Below are 16,524 nucleotides of genomic sequence, written 5' to 3' on the forward strand. Positions count from 1 at the left end.
ATCATATATCTTGAATGATGGTTGTCCTAAAATTAGCCGGATACAATCCATGCTCATTTTACTACTTATTCCATTTTACGTACAGAATATTGTCGAAATAAGGAGGAAGCAATTTGAAGCAAAAAATCATCTCTATTATTTATGCTTCTTTTATTATATTTATTGCAGCATCCGTTATTTATTTTCCGCAGACTGTGTTAAGTGCTAGCAAACGAGGTTTAGAAATGTGGGCAGGTGTTGTTTTTCCCTCATTACTCCCGTTTTTTATTGTTGCTGAATTATTTATAGCATTTGGTGTCGTACATTTTATCGGTGTACTATGTGAACCGTTCATGCGACCATTATTTAATGTACCAGGTGTTGGTGGCTTTGTTTGGGTGATGGGTATGGCAAGTGGTTACCCGTCAGGTGCTAAATTCACAGCAAGATTACGTCAAGAAGGACAACTATCCCAAATTGAAGCAGAGAGACTAGTTAGCTTCACTAATTCATCTAATCCATTATTTATTATTGGTGCTGTAGCAATCGGTTTTTTTCATGATCAACAGCTAGGTATACTCTTAGCATTAACCCATTACATCAGTAATTTCTTTGTAGGTATCTGTATGAGATTTTATAAGAAAAATGAAAGGGAACACTACATAAGAGAGCCGTTTTCGATTAAACGTGCCTTCCAAAAACTCCATCAAACGCGAATGAAAGATAAACGCCCATTTGGAAAAATACTAGGTGATGCAGTTATTCATTCCATTCAAACATTACTATTAATTGGTGGTTTCATTATTCTATTCTCTGTTCTCATTAATATTATCCAGGAAGTAAAGCTTGCACTATTTTTCTCTCATTTTATCGGAGTTATTCTCAACTTTGCTGATCTTCCAAAAGAACTAGCGATTCCTGTCCTCTCAGGGTTGTTTGAAATCACCTTAGGAGCTCATGAGATTGCACTTGTCGAAAAATCCAGTATGTTAATGAAGGCAATTGTGATGTCTTTTATTTTAGCCTTTAATGGGATGTCTGTGCAGGCACAAGTAGCAAGTATTCTTGCTGAAACGGATATTCGTTTTCGCCCCTATTTCTTTGCACGACTCATTCATGGATTAATTTCTTGTATAGTAGTCATCGTATTATTTCAACCAATTTATCAACAAAAAAGTGCGATCCATACATTCTCCCAACAAGGAGTTAACTATTTAGAAAGTTCACTTGATTTACTACAAGCTACTGGTATTCCACTTACACTAATGGCATTGGTTATATATTTCTTCCTTATGTTTCAACAAAAAAACTAGCTAAATTTAGCCTTCAATGCTTTATCAACTGGGGGTGGAACAAGATCAGAGACATCTGCATGATACTTAGCTACTTCCTTTACCATACTTGAACTAAGAAAAGAATATTGATTATTAGTCATCATAAAAAATGTTTCAATTTCTTCGTTTAATTTTCTGTTCATTGAGGTTATTTGCATTTCATACTCGAAATCGGAAACGGCACGTAACCCTCTTAGTACAGCTTGAGCGTTCTTACTTTTGGCATAATCCATTACCAGTCCTGCACAGGAATCTGTTGAAACGTTCTCGAGGTGGACAGTTGACTGTTTCAATAACTCCACTCTTTCCTCTACAGTAAATAGAGGGGTTTTCGATTGATTATTAAAAACTGTTACGATTACTTGATCAAAAATCTTTGCACCTCGTTGTATAATGTCTAAATGACCATTCGTAATTGGATCAAAACTTCCTGGATAAATAGCTAGTTTAGTCATATGTTTAGTCATCCTTTCTTAAAATGGTAATTGCCGTCGTATTGCCATAATTATCTTGTTTCTCGACTTGATATCCTTTTATCGGTAATGGGAAGGAATAGTTAACGTCATGTTCGCAAACGACGATACCTTTATCTTTTAACAGGTTATATAAGTTTATTTCGTTTAAAATCTTTTCATATGGTATTTTTTGGTATGGTGGATCTAGAAAAATCATATCTAGCTTTAATTCCCGTTTCTTTATTGCCTTAAGTGCCCGTAAGGCATCGTTACGATAAATCTCAACTTGTGAATCGATTCCTAGCTGTCGAACATTTGTATGGATAACAGAAATCGCTTTAGGCTGTTTATCAACAAAAATAGCCTTTTCCATCCCTCTACTTATCGCTTCAATACCAAGTGCTCCACTACCAGCGAAAAGATCTAAACAAATTCCTTGATCGAAAAATGGACCAATTATCTGGAACAATGCTTCCTTTACTTTATCCGTCGTTGGACGTGTTAACTTATTTGGAACTGCTTGAATACGGTGCCCTTTATATTTTCCTGCAATAACTCTCAAATTATTACCTTCTTTCTAGCGTGAATCTATCTTACTATAGCACGCATTCAATCTTTTACTCAAATACTGATGTATATTTTTAAAAAAATTGTCCAAACTTTTAGTAGAGCAACTATTGGTTGCTTAATTCGGAGAAGACTTACATTTCCCCATAAGTTCTTCCTCCGGTTTCTCCTCTCCCTTTTCTTTTTATTTTCTGATAGAAAATAAAAAGAACCTGCAACAGTTGGTTGCAGGTTTTTTTTATTCTATAGGTATTAAATACCCATCTTATAATCATATTCTTTAGCCTTATCAATTGACGTACTCTCGAACTCTGTTTTGATAAAAGGCTTATATGATGGTTCTACCTCTGTAACGTAAGATAATTTCAATAATGCAGCCATTACTTCGTCTAATTCTTCTTGATTAACATAAATAATGGCATATTTAAGCTTTTTCGATACATGAATCAAATGACCATATCGTTTTAAATGCTTGACATGTTTCATTTGGTGGAACCATACAATGACTGCTTGGCGTTTTACTAGCATGATTATCCTCACCTTTTTGAAGATTTACCCCACAAATAACTACAATTAGACCTAGATTAAAAGCAAAAATCAAATAGAGTAAACTGTCATACCCTTTTCTCTAATCCATTAAGAAGCTCTACAGCCACAGCCTCCACTTCCAGAGCCACAACCACAGCCTCCGTCAGTTAATAAAGCTCCATCCTTTGGCACTTTCACTTTATCACTAACACTAAAGGCAACGATTTGACTAATTTCATCCAGTAATCCTTGAAGATTCGTTTCAGCAACTTTATATGTAGCAATAGTCTCGTGCATGTCCATCTCTCTTTTTGCTACACGCATCTCTTTCATAATTTTACTATAATCAGGGTGGTAACGACCGAATCGCTCTACTTCCTCATATAATTCTTTCATTTTATTAAATTCTTTTATTAGCTTCTGCGCATCATTATCTTGCTCCATGCGCTTTTTTGCCTCGTCATAAGCTTGTTTTACTTCAGATTGAAGTACCATTTGGCCTAAAGCCTCGGATTTATCTAAAATATCAACAATTTCCATTGTTGCTATCATCAAAACACCTCCATATTTGTATCATATCAACTTTTGGGCAAAAATAAAAGAGGCAGCATTCAATTAATCATTCATTGAACCTGCCATCTGCATTAGTAATTGCACTAATTGAATATTTTGCTGTGTCTTTTCAAGCCTCTGCGGAAGTGTCTTTCCGTAATATTGCTTCGATGTATATTCCAGTTCACGCAAACGATTCTTATCCCTTGATAAATAACGATACCATTCAGGATTTTTTCGAATGAAGCTCCACAAGTCTTCTCTTTGTTGCAAATAATGGTAAGTTTCTGGCTCCAATTTTATACCTCCTCTAATCTCGCGTTCTAAATGCAAATGGATCTGGTCTATTGGTTACGTCTTGATTAGAAGAGTTGGTATAATCCTTATACTGACCAATTAGACCGACAACCTGGTTAATGGCTCCACTCAAATCATTGATATGTTTCTCTACCTTGTCAAGATCTAATTGGCCTAGCTGCTTTAATATTTTGGCATGTAGTGAATCGCTTTCTTCCTTGTTATGTTCTGATTTGTTCTCCTTCCAAATGGGATCATCTTCACCAAGTAATACAAACTGCTCGTAAAGTTCCTGCCAAGTCGATTCCCCACTCCGAACTTTTTTCACCAGCTCAGGATGGTCTTTTATAAATGCTTTAAATTGCTTAACAGATGGATGGAGTGAATCAGTCATGATCGGACTTCCTTCCTTTTACTAGTATCCACTATAGTCTATGTTGAAAATAGTGACATGTGTCAATCCGTATTATTTTTGTAAAAAGTTTTGGGTATAGTAAAGGTGGTAGGCACCTGCTCCAAGATGGGTATATTCTTCTTTTAATAAGGCATCTCTATGACCTTCGCTATTTAACCAGCCATGAATGACTGCAGGTACATCAACATAGTTTGCAGCAATATTCTCTCCCGCAGATAAATAATAGGCATCTGCATTGGTTAAACGCTCCTTTAAACCGTCACCATTAAGACTATAATGAGAAAAATAATTCTGCTCGAACATATCCTTACTATGATCCTTGGCTGCTTTCGCTGCTAAATCATCCCAAGATAATTCACTCACGTTATACTGAGCTCTGATAAGATTAGTTACATCCAAAATCTGTTTCTCCATCCCTTGCTCAATCCCTTTCCATTCTTCCTTAGAAGGGTTTTCTGGCTCTGTTATCGTTCCAGCATAATAAAGCTCATAAGGCTTTTGTATCTCCATCAGTTCCTTGTTCATATACCGTACACCTGCTAAAATTTGTTCATATTGGTCAAAATATAATTGAACATAGTTGTTATCGGATAACTTTACAACAGGTCGTAACTTTAAATCCTTGTCTGATAATTTAAATCGCAAATTATCAAATTCTATTTCATTCTTTAATTCGTATGAGTCTGAAATTTCCTGATAGGCTTGACCAATTTTAAAGGGTTGGATGGAGATAGGTTCAGATGGTGTATAGATCGAAACTATCTTGTTTTCTTTAACACCTATCTGAAAGTATTGGTCTTTCTCTTTATAGATCCACCACTCGTATCCATAGGGTGTTGGATCTATTCGATCAGCTTCACCATAATTATCTATTACTTTTTGCACATCTTTGTTCATATATTTCCATATAACATGTTGATAGGCCATAATTGGATGATCTTTCGCTAAATTTTCCTTGTTCGATGGACCTTTGTTTGACACGACATTTTTTTCTGCACGAATTTCTACCATTTCCTCTTTCGTTAAATAAAAGCAAAGAAATACTACAACGGGGATGCCTATGATTAATAGTATCTTGATTCTTGTTTTCATCTATTACTTCCACCATCCTTTTCTATATTCCTATATTAAATATATAGAGGAGAAAAAGTTTTTATACTGATTCTTCAATATAAATTGCATCTTCCTGCAATTCATACTATTATAGTTTTAGTGATAATTTTAGATGGGGTGAATGTATGAAAATTCAAGACACAGGTTTAGAAGAATTATTGATTGATTTAAAACCATTAGATGATGGGATGGAACGCGCTAATTTTGTTCGTGCCGGTCAATGGGATTATGAGCGAGTTACATATGATTATAAAATTGGATCACCAGAAGAAAATGTAACCTATTACATTAGAATGCAAGGATATGCAGTAGAAGGAGATGTGGATCGTGGAGATGCGGTTATTAAACTACTTACTCCTTTAATCGGTAAACATTATTACCCACATGGTATTGAATATGGAGAAGAAGAAGACTTCCCAACAACTACTGTAGAACGCGCGAAAAAAATATTGAAAAATGTGAAGGAAAATATTCAACCATTTGCAAAATGATGTATGTAGTAATGCATATCCGGCTGTATACCTAATTATACAGCCGTTTTTTAGCAAAACTGATAAATAGATTGGCATCTAACACTGGGGCAATTATCCTGTGAAAGGAGAAATTGGTTTATTTTGATAAAAAATATTACAAAACAACAATGGAAGTTAATTATTTCGTTGATCATTATTGTCATTGCAGCTTTCTTCATTTTGCCTGTTTCCATACCGTTAATTATTGCTTTTATTACAGCACTGGTGCTAAATCCACTTATCCGCTGGTTCATGAGAGTAGCTAAAATGAATCGAAAACTTGCCGTAACAACTGTGTTTATTTTATTTCTACTCTTAATCAGTACAATCGGTACATATGCTGTTACAAAATTAATTACTCAAGTAATCCAATTCACCGAAAATTTACCTGATTATATTGTTCAAATAAATCATAAATTAGCAGAATGGGAAGCTAACCTAGAGCATGTTACAGAGGATTTGCCTGATGAACTGATGGATCAAGTAAAATCAGAGATTGAAGGTACATTACTCACTTTAAGCAATCAGTTACGAGAAATTCTTAACATAGAGAAAATCGCAAAAGCTATTAGCCTAGTTCCTGAATATCTTGTAAGCTTGCTTGTCTACTTAATCGGCTTATTTTTGTTTATGCTTGAATTACCAAAATTAAAATCGATCGGATATTCCCATTTAACGGAGAGAACAGCTGAAAAAGTAAAATTTATGAATGCACGTCTATCCTATGTGATTTTAGGATTTTTCAAGGCTCAATTTTTAGTTAGTGTGATTATTTTTATTGTCAGCTTAATTGGATTACTGATTATCGTTCCTGAATATGCGCTTATCATGTCCTTAATTATTTGGATCATCGATTTTATTCCAATCATTGGTTCTATCGTTATTTTAGGTCCTTGGGCTTTATATATGTTTATTGTTGGTGATCTATTTGTTGGGATTCAGCTATCTATTTTAGCTATTATTCTACTGGCTATCCGAAGAACAGTGGAACCTAAGGTGATGGGGAAACATATTGGCTTATCACCACTTGCCACATTGATTGCGATGTATGTAGGATTAAAATTACTAGGCCTGCTTGGTTTTATCGTCGGTCCGTTAATTGTTATTGCATTTAATTCAGCAAAAGAGGCAGGGATAATTAGATGGGATTTTAAACTTTAAAAAGAGCTACCCGCAGGGGTAGTTTTTTTATGTGTGGCTGGGACAAAAGAATAGTAAAGAAAGAAAAATCCGAACATTAATATTTCTGCACTGAAATCGCTCCGTCAAAATACTCCGCTTAGTCAGAGGATTGTTCGGATTCTCATTCGCTTTAATTAGTTATCTCCTAACCACTTTTATGTTCCTAAAATGGCTTTTATTAAACTTGTCGTTTTACCGCCATCATATAAGACGTATAGTAATAAATAGACCACAACTCCTGTAATTGCGGAGAAAAACCAGATTACACTTGTTATTGGTCCAATTTTCTGATGTATGGCAATTTTTCGCTTCAATGCTAAAATGATCGTTACAACACCAAAAACGGCACCTGTTGTGGCTAAAGTAATATGAAATATCAAAAAAATCGTGTAGTAAATTTTTAGATCATCTGGTCCACCAAAGCTTGTGTTTCCTAGAAATATCGTACGTGATACATAAATGATAAAAAACGCGAGTGCACTAAATGCCGCTGCCAACATTGCTTTTTTATGAGCTTTATACTTCTTTTTTATCACTAGTCTCCAACCGATGGCCACGAAAATAGCACTTATAATAATAAAAAGTGTACTAATTGTTGGTAATAGCTCCATGACAACCTACCTTTCCAATACATTAAGTTTGTTGCTCCGTTGGAAGTGGATCAATTTTGTCCGCACCACTTCTAAACCATGGGAAGAAAATTCTGGCAAGAATAATTCCGTAGATAATCTCCTGTGAAATCTTCATTAAAATACCGCCCAATTGCTGATCCTCCACGAGTTTAAGTGGTGAGAACATTTCAGGTCCACTTAATTCTAGCCCGCTAAGTACATTTGCTGGAACACATAGTGCCAGAGCTTGTATCCAACCACCGCTTGCCCCGTAAGTTTGATACAGTGCGTTTGGTGCGAAAATGATCAATGCACAGGCTGGGGTGATCAGAACACCATTTGCGACTATGTATCCAATTTTGAGAATTGGAGACAATGTATCCATTTCTCTAATCGGTGTAAAAACTGGCCACCACATTAAAAATGCTGCAATCAAAATGGTTACCGTAATGAAAGCATGAGCAAACACATCCGCCTTGGCGAAATCAAAAATGACTGGAATATGGTAAAAAGAAAATAAACCGTTAAAAACAATTAAAGCTATCAATGGTTTAGTGAGTAGTCTCAAAATATTCCGAAGAACTGGAACATTGAAAATACGCTCCCATGCCCATTTTGGAATCCCTTTAATAATTAAAATAGGGAAAAACAAATAATACAATGCCATTTGTACCATATGTGCTGTAAACATAATATGAGATAGTAGATCAATTGGAGACCCCTTTATAATGTATAGAAATAGCATTCCAATGTGAAAGTAAATGATTTGGTTTTTGGTTGCTCTCTTTTCCTCTCTTCGTTTAATAAAAAGAAGAAAATAAGCGAATATTAAAACTCCGATAAAAATTAAGTAATAGGGACTCCATAATGCTCTAAATCCAAAAATTTGTAGCTCTTGCCACATTTTTATCACTCCAATTTAAGTCGTCACACTAATGCCTATTATACCGAATATGAATATAATTAAAAAGCAGATAATCTGATTATTTTCTACAATTTCATGAACAAAACATCATACCCATTCTTCTTTGGTCTTTCCCCGTAATAGAAAGAACCTGTGAAATGTGTTGATCCACTTCACAGGTTCGAATGATTACCACCAAACTAATACAACTAACGCCAAAATCGTTAGAAATGCGGCAAATACTCCACCATAGAACATAAAGGCAGGCATCTCGTGCCCTTTATGACTCATATGCATGAAATAATAGAGTTGAAAGCCAACTTGTACCGCAGCAAGAACAATGATTACTGGAATAACGAATAACTTACTCATTTCTGCCATTACCATACCAAATGCAATAATGGTAAAAATAATCATTAAGGCAAAGGTAATCACTTGTTGCTTCATTTCTTCTTTTCTTTTTTGCTTTTCATATTCTATTTGTGCAGTAGTTGCAGATACTTTTTCCGCCATCGCTTAAAGCACCCCCATTAGGTAAACTACCGTAAAGATAAACACCCATACTACATCAATAAAGTGCCAGTAAAGACTTGCAATGTAAAACTTAGGTGCATTATAAAGATTAAGTCCTCTTTTCGCATTTCTAATCATTAATGAAACAATCCATAATAACCCGAATAGTACGTGGCCACCGTGAAAACCAACTAAAGTGTAGAAAGCAGATCCAAATGCAGAGGATCTTAATGTAAATTCATATTCATGAATATAGTGTGTAAACTCGTAAATTTCTAATCCAAGGAAAGAAAAACCTAATACTACAGTAATACCTAACCAGATTTGCATCTTTTTAAAGGCATTGTTTTTCATGTGATACATAGCATAAACACTAGTTAATGAACTTGTTAAAAGTATCATTGTCATGATAAAAACTAATTCTAATCCGAATAACTCTTCAGATGTTTTTCCACCATTCACAGAGTCATTTAAGGCCAAATAAGTTCCAAATAAGCTTGCGAAAAGAACAGTTTCTCCACCGAGAAAGAACCAAAACCCTACAAATTTATTTCTTCCTTCTAAAGTTCCCTTTTCAGGATTAAGAGGCATTTCTTTTGGATTTAGTACATCGTGTTCACTCATTTTATTCAGCCTCCTTTTCTAAATCCTTTTTGTGAATATGGAATCCTAGATCATCCTTTAATGAACGGATTAACATGGAGCCGAGAGTGATACCCATTCCAATAAAGAGGACCCATAGCCATGCAAGGTTATCTTTTTGATAAATAAATCCGAATCCAGCGATAAATAGACCAACAGACATAACAAATGGTAGTATCGTACTGTTTGGCATGTGAATATCGTTTACTGGTTCAGCAGGAGTCATGCCTTTTCTACCTTCTGTTTTTTCAATCCATAATGGATCTAAACCACGTACTAAAGGTAATTGTTTAAAATTATAAAATGGTGGTGGTGAAGGAATAGACCATTCTAATGTTCGCCCATCCCATGGATCTCCACTTACCTTCTCCCCTTTAACTTGTGTTACAACAATATTGTAAAGAAGGACAATGGTCCCGAGTCCCATTAGGAATGCTCCGGCAGTACTTATAGCATTCCCCAAATCTAATCCTTGATCCTCTAAATATACCCAATATCTTCTTGGCATACCCATCAAACCTAGGAAGTGTTGGATAAAGAAAGTAAGGTGGAACCCTACAAAGAATAACCAGAAGGTTAATTTTCCTAACTTATCACTTAATACTGTTCCAAACATTTTTGGCCACCAGTAGTGTGCCGCTGCAAATAAACCGAAGACAACTCCACCGACAATTACATAATGGAAGTGTGCGACAACAAAGTAACTATCATGATACTGATAATCGGCAGATGCTGCTGCGACCATTACCCCTGTCATTCCACCCATCGTAAAGGTTGGAATAAAACCTAATGCCCATAACATTGGAGTAGTCAATTGGATGCTTCCACCCCAAAGTGTAAAGAGCCAGTTAAAGATCTTAATACCTGTAGGAACCGCAATGGCCATGGTTGCAACCGCAAAGATAGAGTTAGCTGCTGGACCCATACCAACCGTAAACATGTGATGAGCCCACACCATAAAGCCTAAGAATCCAATTAATACAGTGGCAAATACCATTGCCGAGTATCCGAAAAGACGTTTCTTAGAAAATGTTGAAAAGATTTCACTAAAAATACCAAAAGCAGGAAGTGCCAGAATATACACTTCAGGGTGTCCAAAGATCCAGAAAAGGTGTTGCCAGATAACAGCATTACCACCCATATTCGGATCAAAGAAGCCTGAACCGAATAATCGATCAAACATCATTAGGAACAACCCAACTGTCAATGCCGGGAAAGCGAATAAAATTAGTGCGCTTGCGACAAATGCAGACCATGTAAATAATGGCATACGCATATAGGTCATACCTGGTGCTCTCATATTTACAATCGTTACAAGGAAATTAATTCCCCCCATTAATGTACCTGCACCAGATATTTGTAAACCTAGAACATAGTAATCGACACCTTCACCAGGTGACGTAGTGGATAATGGCGCATATGCTGTCCAACCAGCATCTGCTGCCCCACCTGTAAACCAACCAACATTAAGCATAATCCCACCGAATAAGAACAACCAAAAACCAAGTGAGTTTAAAAATGGAAAGGCGACATCTCTTGCCCCAATTTGTAAAGGTACTACCGCATTCATAAATGCAAAGATCAATGGCATTGCTGCCAAGAAAATCATGGTCGTCCCATGCATAGTAATAAGTTCATTGTAAAACCCTGCACTAACGAAGTCGTTCATAGGTTTTACTAATTGCCATCTTATTGCTAGTGCTTCTAATCCACCTAGAATGAAAAATAATCCACCAGCAACTAAATACAGAATAGCAATTTTTTTGTGGTCTACTGTCGTTAAGTAATCCCACAACACTGAGCCAAAGCTTCTTTTTTTCGTTGCTACCATTGTGCTCACGTTAGGTTAACCTCCCTTTATTTCTATCGTCCGAATCCTTTATTTTGCGCTTTCTGGAGTAATTTCAGAAGGCTTTAATTGCATTAAATAATCCGCAATCTTTTCTGCCTCTTCTTCACCAATTGTATCTTCATTTAAATAAGGTGCTTCAAGCATTCCGTTTCCAGGTTTCTTTTCTGCTGGATCTAGAATCCATCCGACTAACTCCTCTTTAGTATGCTCTAATACTCCAGCTACCATAGATCGGTCACCAAAATTGGACAAATTAGGTCCTACTGATGGAGTATTGTCAAGTGCATGACAGGATAAACAACTTTGTTCAAAAAGCGCCTTTCCTTCTTGAGCTGTCGTAGATTCAGGGGTTGCTTCTGGGTCTACATTTTGCATATCCTCCACCCATTGATCATATTCATCTTGACTTACTGCAACAATTTTGAAATCCATTAATGAGTGAGAATCTCCACAGAATTCCGCACATTTCCCCCAATAAACGCCCTCTTCATTCGCTTCAATATACATGGTGTTCTCATTGTCAGGGTTTACATCCATCTTACCAGAAAGTGCAGGCACCCAAAATGAGTGAATCACATCACTTGATAGCATATTCAAATAAACTTTTTCTCCAACAGGGATATACAAATCCTGACTTGTTTGAATTTGTTCCTCTGCATACTCAAAATGCCACCAGAATTGACTCCCCGTAACATTAATATTAATGCTATCCTCTTTTTTTGACTCGTCAGCTAAGTCATATGTAACGGCTATAGTCGGTACTGCAATTATGAGCAATAGTAAGATCGGAATTGTTGTCCAAACAATCTCAAGTGTTTTGCTACCTTCGACTTGTTTTGGAATTTTGTTTTCCTCACCCTTTTTCTGACGGAACTTCATGATGACGTATACGTAGATAATCATAACGATTAAAAATACTACAATCATCACTAAAGTAGAAATAATAATGACTTTAAATGATTCCTCTGCCCCGTATCCTTTTGGCATCAATGCAGTTAAATTATCTTTACCACAAGCCGAAAGAACTAACACCATCAATGAAAACAAGGACAGAGTTCGGATTTTTCCCATCCATTCTTTCATCTTTATACCTCTCTTTCTATAGATACATACTAAATTATTATTTAGAAAAACTTGATAAAAATCAAGTTCTACTGACAATAAATTGTGATTTACAATAAATTATTTGGCAATGTGAATAGTATCAATGATAGAAACATTACCGTAAGATAAATCAATGAATAGACAAACATCTGATTTGCCCATTTTTTGTCATCTTTCACAAAAAAGCCTTTTACAGATAACAAAAACCAGCCTATCGTTAGCAATGCTGCAAGAATGACAAACATATAACCAATACCATGTAGAAAAAATGGAATTGGTAGTAAGCAGGTTACATATAGTATCATCTGTCGTTTCGTGATCGCAAATCCATGAACTACTGGGAGCATAGGGATGTTTGCGCTTCGATAATCATCCACCTTTTTCATTGCGATAGCTAGAAAATGTGGTGTCTGCCATATAAATACTAATAAAAATAAAATCCAAGCAACTGGATGCAAATTAGGTTCCACACATGCCCAACCAATTAATGGGGGTACGGCACCAGAAAGGCTTCCTATCGCTGTATTAATGGTATATTTCCTCTTGGACCACATCGTATACAAGATAACATAACTAAACCATCCAATAAAACCATAAAGCGCGGCCTGAAAGGATGCTAGCGATAATGTTAATAGTCCTATTAGAGAAAAAGCTGTTCCTAATATTAATACATGCTGTAAAGAAACAGTGCCAGTAACAGTCGGCCTATTTTTTGTACGAGCCATCACCCGATCAATATCACGGTCATAATAGTTATTTAAAACACAGCCACCAGCTATCACAAAAGCTGTTCCAATCACACAAACTAACAGTAGATGCCAATTCGTCTTTAAGGAGGTTCCAGTATAATAGAGAGCTAGCCAAAATCCAGCAAATGCAGTCAACGTATTAGAATTTATTATGCCTATTTTTAATAAAGCTTTGAGATCAGACCATTTAAAAATATACTCACTAGACTTTGTTACAAATACGGAATCATTTGTCGATAACTCCATCTTATCCATTATAGTATTCCCTCCTTTCTACCATTACAAAACAAAAATAATCAATTATATCCAATGATATTGTATCACGGATTTAATCAGTGTGCTATTTAACTTTCATTTTCCATTGTAATTATGACATTTTTGTGAACTTTAACAGTTTCCTCCTAACCATGAACAAATCTATATCATTATTTGATATAATAATGATTCATGACAGGGTTTACTATAGGAAAATGGTGAGTTACAACATAATCTCACACACTATATAATTACTAGCATAATCTTTAAAGACTTTGCAAGAATTTTATGTCATTTTTTGTATCATTATGCTATGATGCCATTATAATCCATGCACAGGAGATTGGAAAGAGTGAATTTATGAGTAAACAAATGATTAAGTCATTAAAAGTTTTATCTATTATTACTACATTATGTATGATTTTCGTATTAGTAGGTGGGGCATTAGTTACGAAAACAGAATCAGGAATGGGCTGTGGGGCGAATTGGCCATTTTGTTATGGGGAATGGTCGAAAGAAATGTTCATTGAATTAAGTCACCGACTAGTTTCAGGGCTTGCTGGAATATTGGTATTAGCTTTATCGATTTTGTCTTGGAAATTTTACGGACACATTCGTGAAACGAAATTTTTAGCCTTCATATCCTTTTTCTTTTTAGTACTTCAAGGGTTAATTGGTGCCGCTGCTGTCCTTTGGCCTCAATCGGATTTTGTCCTAGCATTACACTTTGGAATATCACTAATATCCTTTGCTGCTGTCTTACTTCTGACATGTTTAATTTTTGAAATTGATCAAAAATTTGATGCGGATTCGTTACATATAACACCAGTTTTTAGACGTCAGTTTCTATATTTAACTATCTATATTCTAATTGTTGTATACACAGGGGCACTAGTAAGACATTTAGACTCAAGTCTAGCATGCCCGAGCTGGCCATTTTGTGACAACAGCACTCCCTTTTCCATTGATTATCACCTTGGTCAATGGGCACAAATGATTCATCGTGTGTTAGCTGGGGTTGCGTTTATTTGGACTTGGGTATTATTATTTTCTATTTTGAAAAAATATTCAGATTTTAAAGTAATGAAGCAAGGATGGATCATTCAGACTACATTCATCACTTTTCAAGTATTGCTTGGTGCATTCGTTATTTTTACAAGAGCTAACCTTATGATTGCTCTCTTACATGCTCTAGTAATTACTTTATACTTTGGATTTTTGTGTTACTATCTACTTCTATCTTACAGAAGCACAAAAAAAGGCGAGACCAATTAAGGTCTTGCCTTTTTTGTATTGATTCTTCTCGTAGATTGAGCTATTTTTCTTTTATTTTTCGTTTTAAAAGGATTAGCAGATGGTTGTTTTTCTTCTTCTGTTGTCAATTCCTTAAGATTTCGGTTATAGTTTACATGTCTTGCTATATTGTTTAGAATACCAACCGAAAATAATGATACAACCAATGATGTTCCACCATAACTAACAAATGGTAATGGCACTCCAGTAATTGGTAATAATCCACTTATTGCTCCTAAATTTATAATGGATTGAATGGCGAACATGGATGAAATACCAATTGCTATCAGAGCTCCAAACCTGTTTTCACATTGCTTTGCAATAAACAGTCCTCTTAGTACAATGATAGCTATGTTCACTACTACAAATAATACTCCAAATAAACCTAGCTCTTCGGCGATGACCGCCATGATAAAATCACTTTCCGCTTGAGTTAAATATCCTAGCTTCTGAATACCTTGTCCTATTCCAGAACCTGAAATCCCACCAGTAGCTATCGCGATATAGGATTGAATGAGCTGGTATCCACCATGATCTGGATCGGCAAATGGTTGGTAGGCTCCGGTAAATCGTGATATTTTTTCATCTGTTAACATATGGATTCCAAGCGCAATTAAAACTGTAAATCCTATGGAAATTAAGACAAACAGATGGCGAAATTTAATCCCTGAACTAAAAATAACGGAACAAGCAATGGCGAATATGATCGCACCTGTACCGATATCTGGCTGAAGCACTACTAGCCCAACTAATAAACTAGTAATAATAAGAGGTGGTAAAACCCCTTTAAAAAAATCACCTATGTATTCCTGCTCTTGTTTTTTCGTGTAAACAGATGCAAGATAGATAATGATGCCAATTTTAACAAATTCGGATGGCTGAATAGAAAATGAACCGATATATATCCATGATTTTGCGTTATTAACAGTCGCACCAAACAAAAGTACTGCGAATAAAGAAATAATCAATAATAAAACAATCCATTTAGTCAGCTTATGGTAAAATTTATAATTAAAAAAACAGGCAAATAGAAATCCTGCTAATCCAATTACAAACCACATTGCTTGTTTTAGCATTAATTCATAAGCTGGCTCTCCCTCTAAATAAGAAGTTACCATACTCGCACTATATACCATCACTATTCCAAATCCAGCTAACAATAGGGGTGGTAACATTAAGATAAAATCAAAAGTTTTCCGTTTTGGCTTCATAATGAATACCTCTTATATTTTAAATATAGTAGTCTACTGATTTACTACATACTCTATTCTATCATAAAATATAAAAACCTTGCCAATATGGCAAAGTTCCTAATTAAAAATATTATACTTTTTGTGATGCTTCATGCAATACATTCAATTGTCTCTCTAGATTCTCAAGCAATTCTTTTCCGTCTTTTTCATCTATTAGATTAAGTCTAACGGCAAAATCAATTTCTCTAGACAAACCAAACATTTGTGTATCTAATACTTCTTCGTATAGAGGACATTGCGGCATCGTTAAATTATCTATTTGAACTTTGATCAACTGTAAAATTTTATCTGCATCAGCCTTTAGAAGTGCATATGCCTGCTCTTCTTTACTAACCGCCACATCAGGTATCAAAAAAATCCCCTCCGTCAAAAACTTACTTCTATACTTTATATTATCGTGAATAAAGGAAAATT

Annotated in this window: 20 protein-coding genes; 4 read left to right on the plus strand and 16 right to left on the minus strand. The window is 35.4% G+C overall.

Features of this window, described 5'->3' with window-relative positions; translation table 11 throughout:
* The first annotated feature begins 113 nt into the window (after nt 1-113).
* Complete coding sequence (gene ylbJ / locus DLJ74_RS11180) at nt 114-1,292, plus strand: sporulation integral membrane protein YlbJ (RefSeq protein WP_109984500.1); 1,179 nt, start codon at nt 114-116, stop codon at nt 1,290-1,292.
* Here ylbJ and coaD read toward each other — a convergent pair.
* The 7 genes from coaD to DLJ74_RS11215 form a co-directional block, all read right to left on the minus strand.
* Nucleotides 1,289-1,768 carry a pantetheine-phosphate adenylyltransferase gene (coaD, locus tag DLJ74_RS11185; protein WP_109984501.1) on the minus strand — a complete coding sequence of 160 codons (480 nt, stop codon included), beginning with the start codon at nt 1,766-1,768 and terminating at the stop codon, nt 1,289-1,291. The two genes, ylbJ and coaD, sit on opposite strands and share 4 nt — an antisense overlap.
* A 4-nt stretch (nt 1,769-1,772) precedes the next feature.
* Entirely contained in the window at nt 1,773-2,330 is a 558-nt protein-coding gene (gene rsmD / locus DLJ74_RS11190) for a 16S rRNA (guanine(966)-N(2))-methyltransferase RsmD (protein WP_054859557.1), read from the minus strand.
* 257 nt (nt 2,331-2,587) lie between these two features.
* Nucleotides 2,588-2,863: a YlbG family protein gene (locus tag DLJ74_RS11195; protein WP_054787607.1), complete on the minus strand. Its 276-nt coding sequence runs from the start codon at nt 2,861-2,863 to the stop codon at nt 2,588-2,590.
* Nucleotides 2,864-2,971: 108 nt separating this feature from the next.
* Entirely contained in the window at nt 2,972-3,415 is a 444-nt protein-coding gene (locus DLJ74_RS11200; RefSeq protein ID WP_109984502.1) for a YlbF/YmcA family competence regulator, read from the minus strand.
* Between the two features lie 63 nt (nt 3,416-3,478).
* A complete protein-coding gene (locus DLJ74_RS11205) occupies nt 3,479-3,712 on the minus strand; it encodes a YlbE-like family protein (protein WP_054787608.1) in 234 nt (77 codons plus the stop codon).
* 13 nt (nt 3,713-3,725) lie between these two features.
* A complete protein-coding gene (ylbD, locus tag DLJ74_RS11210; protein ID WP_054859560.1) occupies nt 3,726-4,106 on the minus strand; it encodes a spore coat protein YlbD in 381 nt (126 codons plus the stop codon).
* 72 nt (nt 4,107-4,178) lie between these two features.
* The gene (locus DLJ74_RS11215; protein WP_109984503.1) at nt 4,179-5,219 is read right to left on the minus strand and encodes a CAP domain-containing protein; all 1,041 of its coding nucleotides are present in this window, start codon (nt 5,217-5,219) and stop codon (nt 4,179-4,181) included.
* A gap of 146 nt (nt 5,220-5,365) precedes the next feature.
* Between DLJ74_RS11215 and DLJ74_RS11220 the strand changes: the two genes are divergently transcribed.
* Entirely contained in the window at nt 5,366-5,731 is a 366-nt protein-coding gene (locus tag DLJ74_RS11220; RefSeq protein ID WP_054859561.1) for a YugN family protein, read from the plus strand.
* Nucleotides 5,732-5,854: 123 nt separating this feature from the next.
* A complete protein-coding gene (gene ytvI / locus DLJ74_RS11225) occupies nt 5,855-6,913 on the plus strand; it encodes a sporulation integral membrane protein YtvI (protein ID WP_109984504.1) in 1,059 nt (352 codons plus the stop codon).
* Between the two features lie 176 nt (nt 6,914-7,089).
* Here the strand turns inward: ytvI and DLJ74_RS11230 are convergent, their stop codons facing one another.
* The 7 genes from DLJ74_RS11230 to cyoE all read right to left on the minus strand — a co-directional run bounded on the left by DLJ74_RS11230 (nt 7,090) and on the right by cyoE (nt 13,564).
* On the minus strand, nt 7,090-7,545 hold the full coding sequence (locus DLJ74_RS11230) for a DUF420 domain-containing protein (protein ID WP_054859563.1): 456 nt from the start codon (nt 7,543-7,545) through the stop codon (nt 7,090-7,092).
* A 22-nt stretch (nt 7,546-7,567) separates the two neighbouring features.
* On the minus strand, nt 7,568-8,449 hold the full coding sequence (gene ctaG, locus DLJ74_RS11235) for a cytochrome c oxidase assembly factor CtaG (protein WP_109984505.1): 882 nt from the start codon (nt 8,447-8,449) through the stop codon (nt 7,568-7,570).
* A gap of 189 nt (nt 8,450-8,638) precedes the next feature.
* A complete protein-coding gene (ctaF, locus tag DLJ74_RS11240; RefSeq protein WP_054859565.1) occupies nt 8,639-8,962 on the minus strand; it encodes a cytochrome c oxidase subunit IVB in 324 nt (107 codons plus the stop codon).
* 3 nt (nt 8,963-8,965) lie between these two features.
* The gene (locus DLJ74_RS11245) at nt 8,966-9,586 is read right to left on the minus strand and encodes a cytochrome (ubi)quinol oxidase subunit III (RefSeq protein ID WP_054787614.1); all 621 of its coding nucleotides are present in this window, start codon (nt 9,584-9,586) and stop codon (nt 8,966-8,968) included.
* 1 nt (nt 9,587) lies between these two features.
* A complete protein-coding gene (gene ctaD / locus DLJ74_RS11250) occupies nt 9,588-11,435 on the minus strand; it encodes a cytochrome c oxidase subunit I (RefSeq protein WP_181397534.1) in 1,848 nt (615 codons plus the stop codon).
* 48 nt (nt 11,436-11,483) lie between these two features.
* On the minus strand, nt 11,484-12,539 hold the full coding sequence (coxB, locus tag DLJ74_RS11255) for a cytochrome c oxidase subunit II (RefSeq protein WP_109984507.1): 1,056 nt from the start codon (nt 12,537-12,539) through the stop codon (nt 11,484-11,486).
* Nucleotides 12,540-12,628: 89 nt separating this feature from the next.
* Nucleotides 12,629-13,564: a heme o synthase gene (gene cyoE, locus DLJ74_RS11260; RefSeq protein ID WP_109984508.1), complete on the minus strand. Its 936-nt coding sequence runs from the start codon at nt 13,562-13,564 to the stop codon at nt 12,629-12,631.
* Nucleotides 13,565-13,924: 360 nt separating this feature from the next.
* Here cyoE and DLJ74_RS11265 point away from each other — a divergent pair, with 360 nt between their 5' ends.
* Complete coding sequence (locus DLJ74_RS11265; protein ID WP_281269922.1) at nt 13,925-14,839, plus strand: COX15/CtaA family protein; 915 nt, start codon at nt 13,925-13,927, stop codon at nt 14,837-14,839.
* Here the strand turns inward: DLJ74_RS11265 and DLJ74_RS11270 are convergent.
* Nucleotides 14,836-16,068, minus strand: coding sequence for an FtsW/RodA/SpoVE family cell cycle protein (locus tag DLJ74_RS11270; RefSeq protein WP_109984509.1), 1,233 nt, complete (start codon nt 16,066-16,068; stop codon nt 14,836-14,838). The genes DLJ74_RS11265 and DLJ74_RS11270 overlap by 4 nt on opposite strands.
* 112 nt (nt 16,069-16,180) lie before the next feature.
* Nucleotides 16,181-16,462 carry an Fpa/YlaN family protein gene (locus tag DLJ74_RS11275; RefSeq protein ID WP_054859567.1) on the minus strand — a complete coding sequence of 94 codons (282 nt, stop codon included), beginning with the start codon at nt 16,460-16,462 and terminating at the stop codon, nt 16,181-16,183.
* Nucleotides 16,463-16,524: the final 62 nt, after the last annotated feature.

Source organism: Gracilibacillus dipsosauri, assembly GCF_003176895.1.
Taxonomy (GTDB): domain Bacteria; phylum Bacillota; class Bacilli; order Bacillales; family Amphibacillaceae; genus Gracilibacillus; species Gracilibacillus dipsosauri.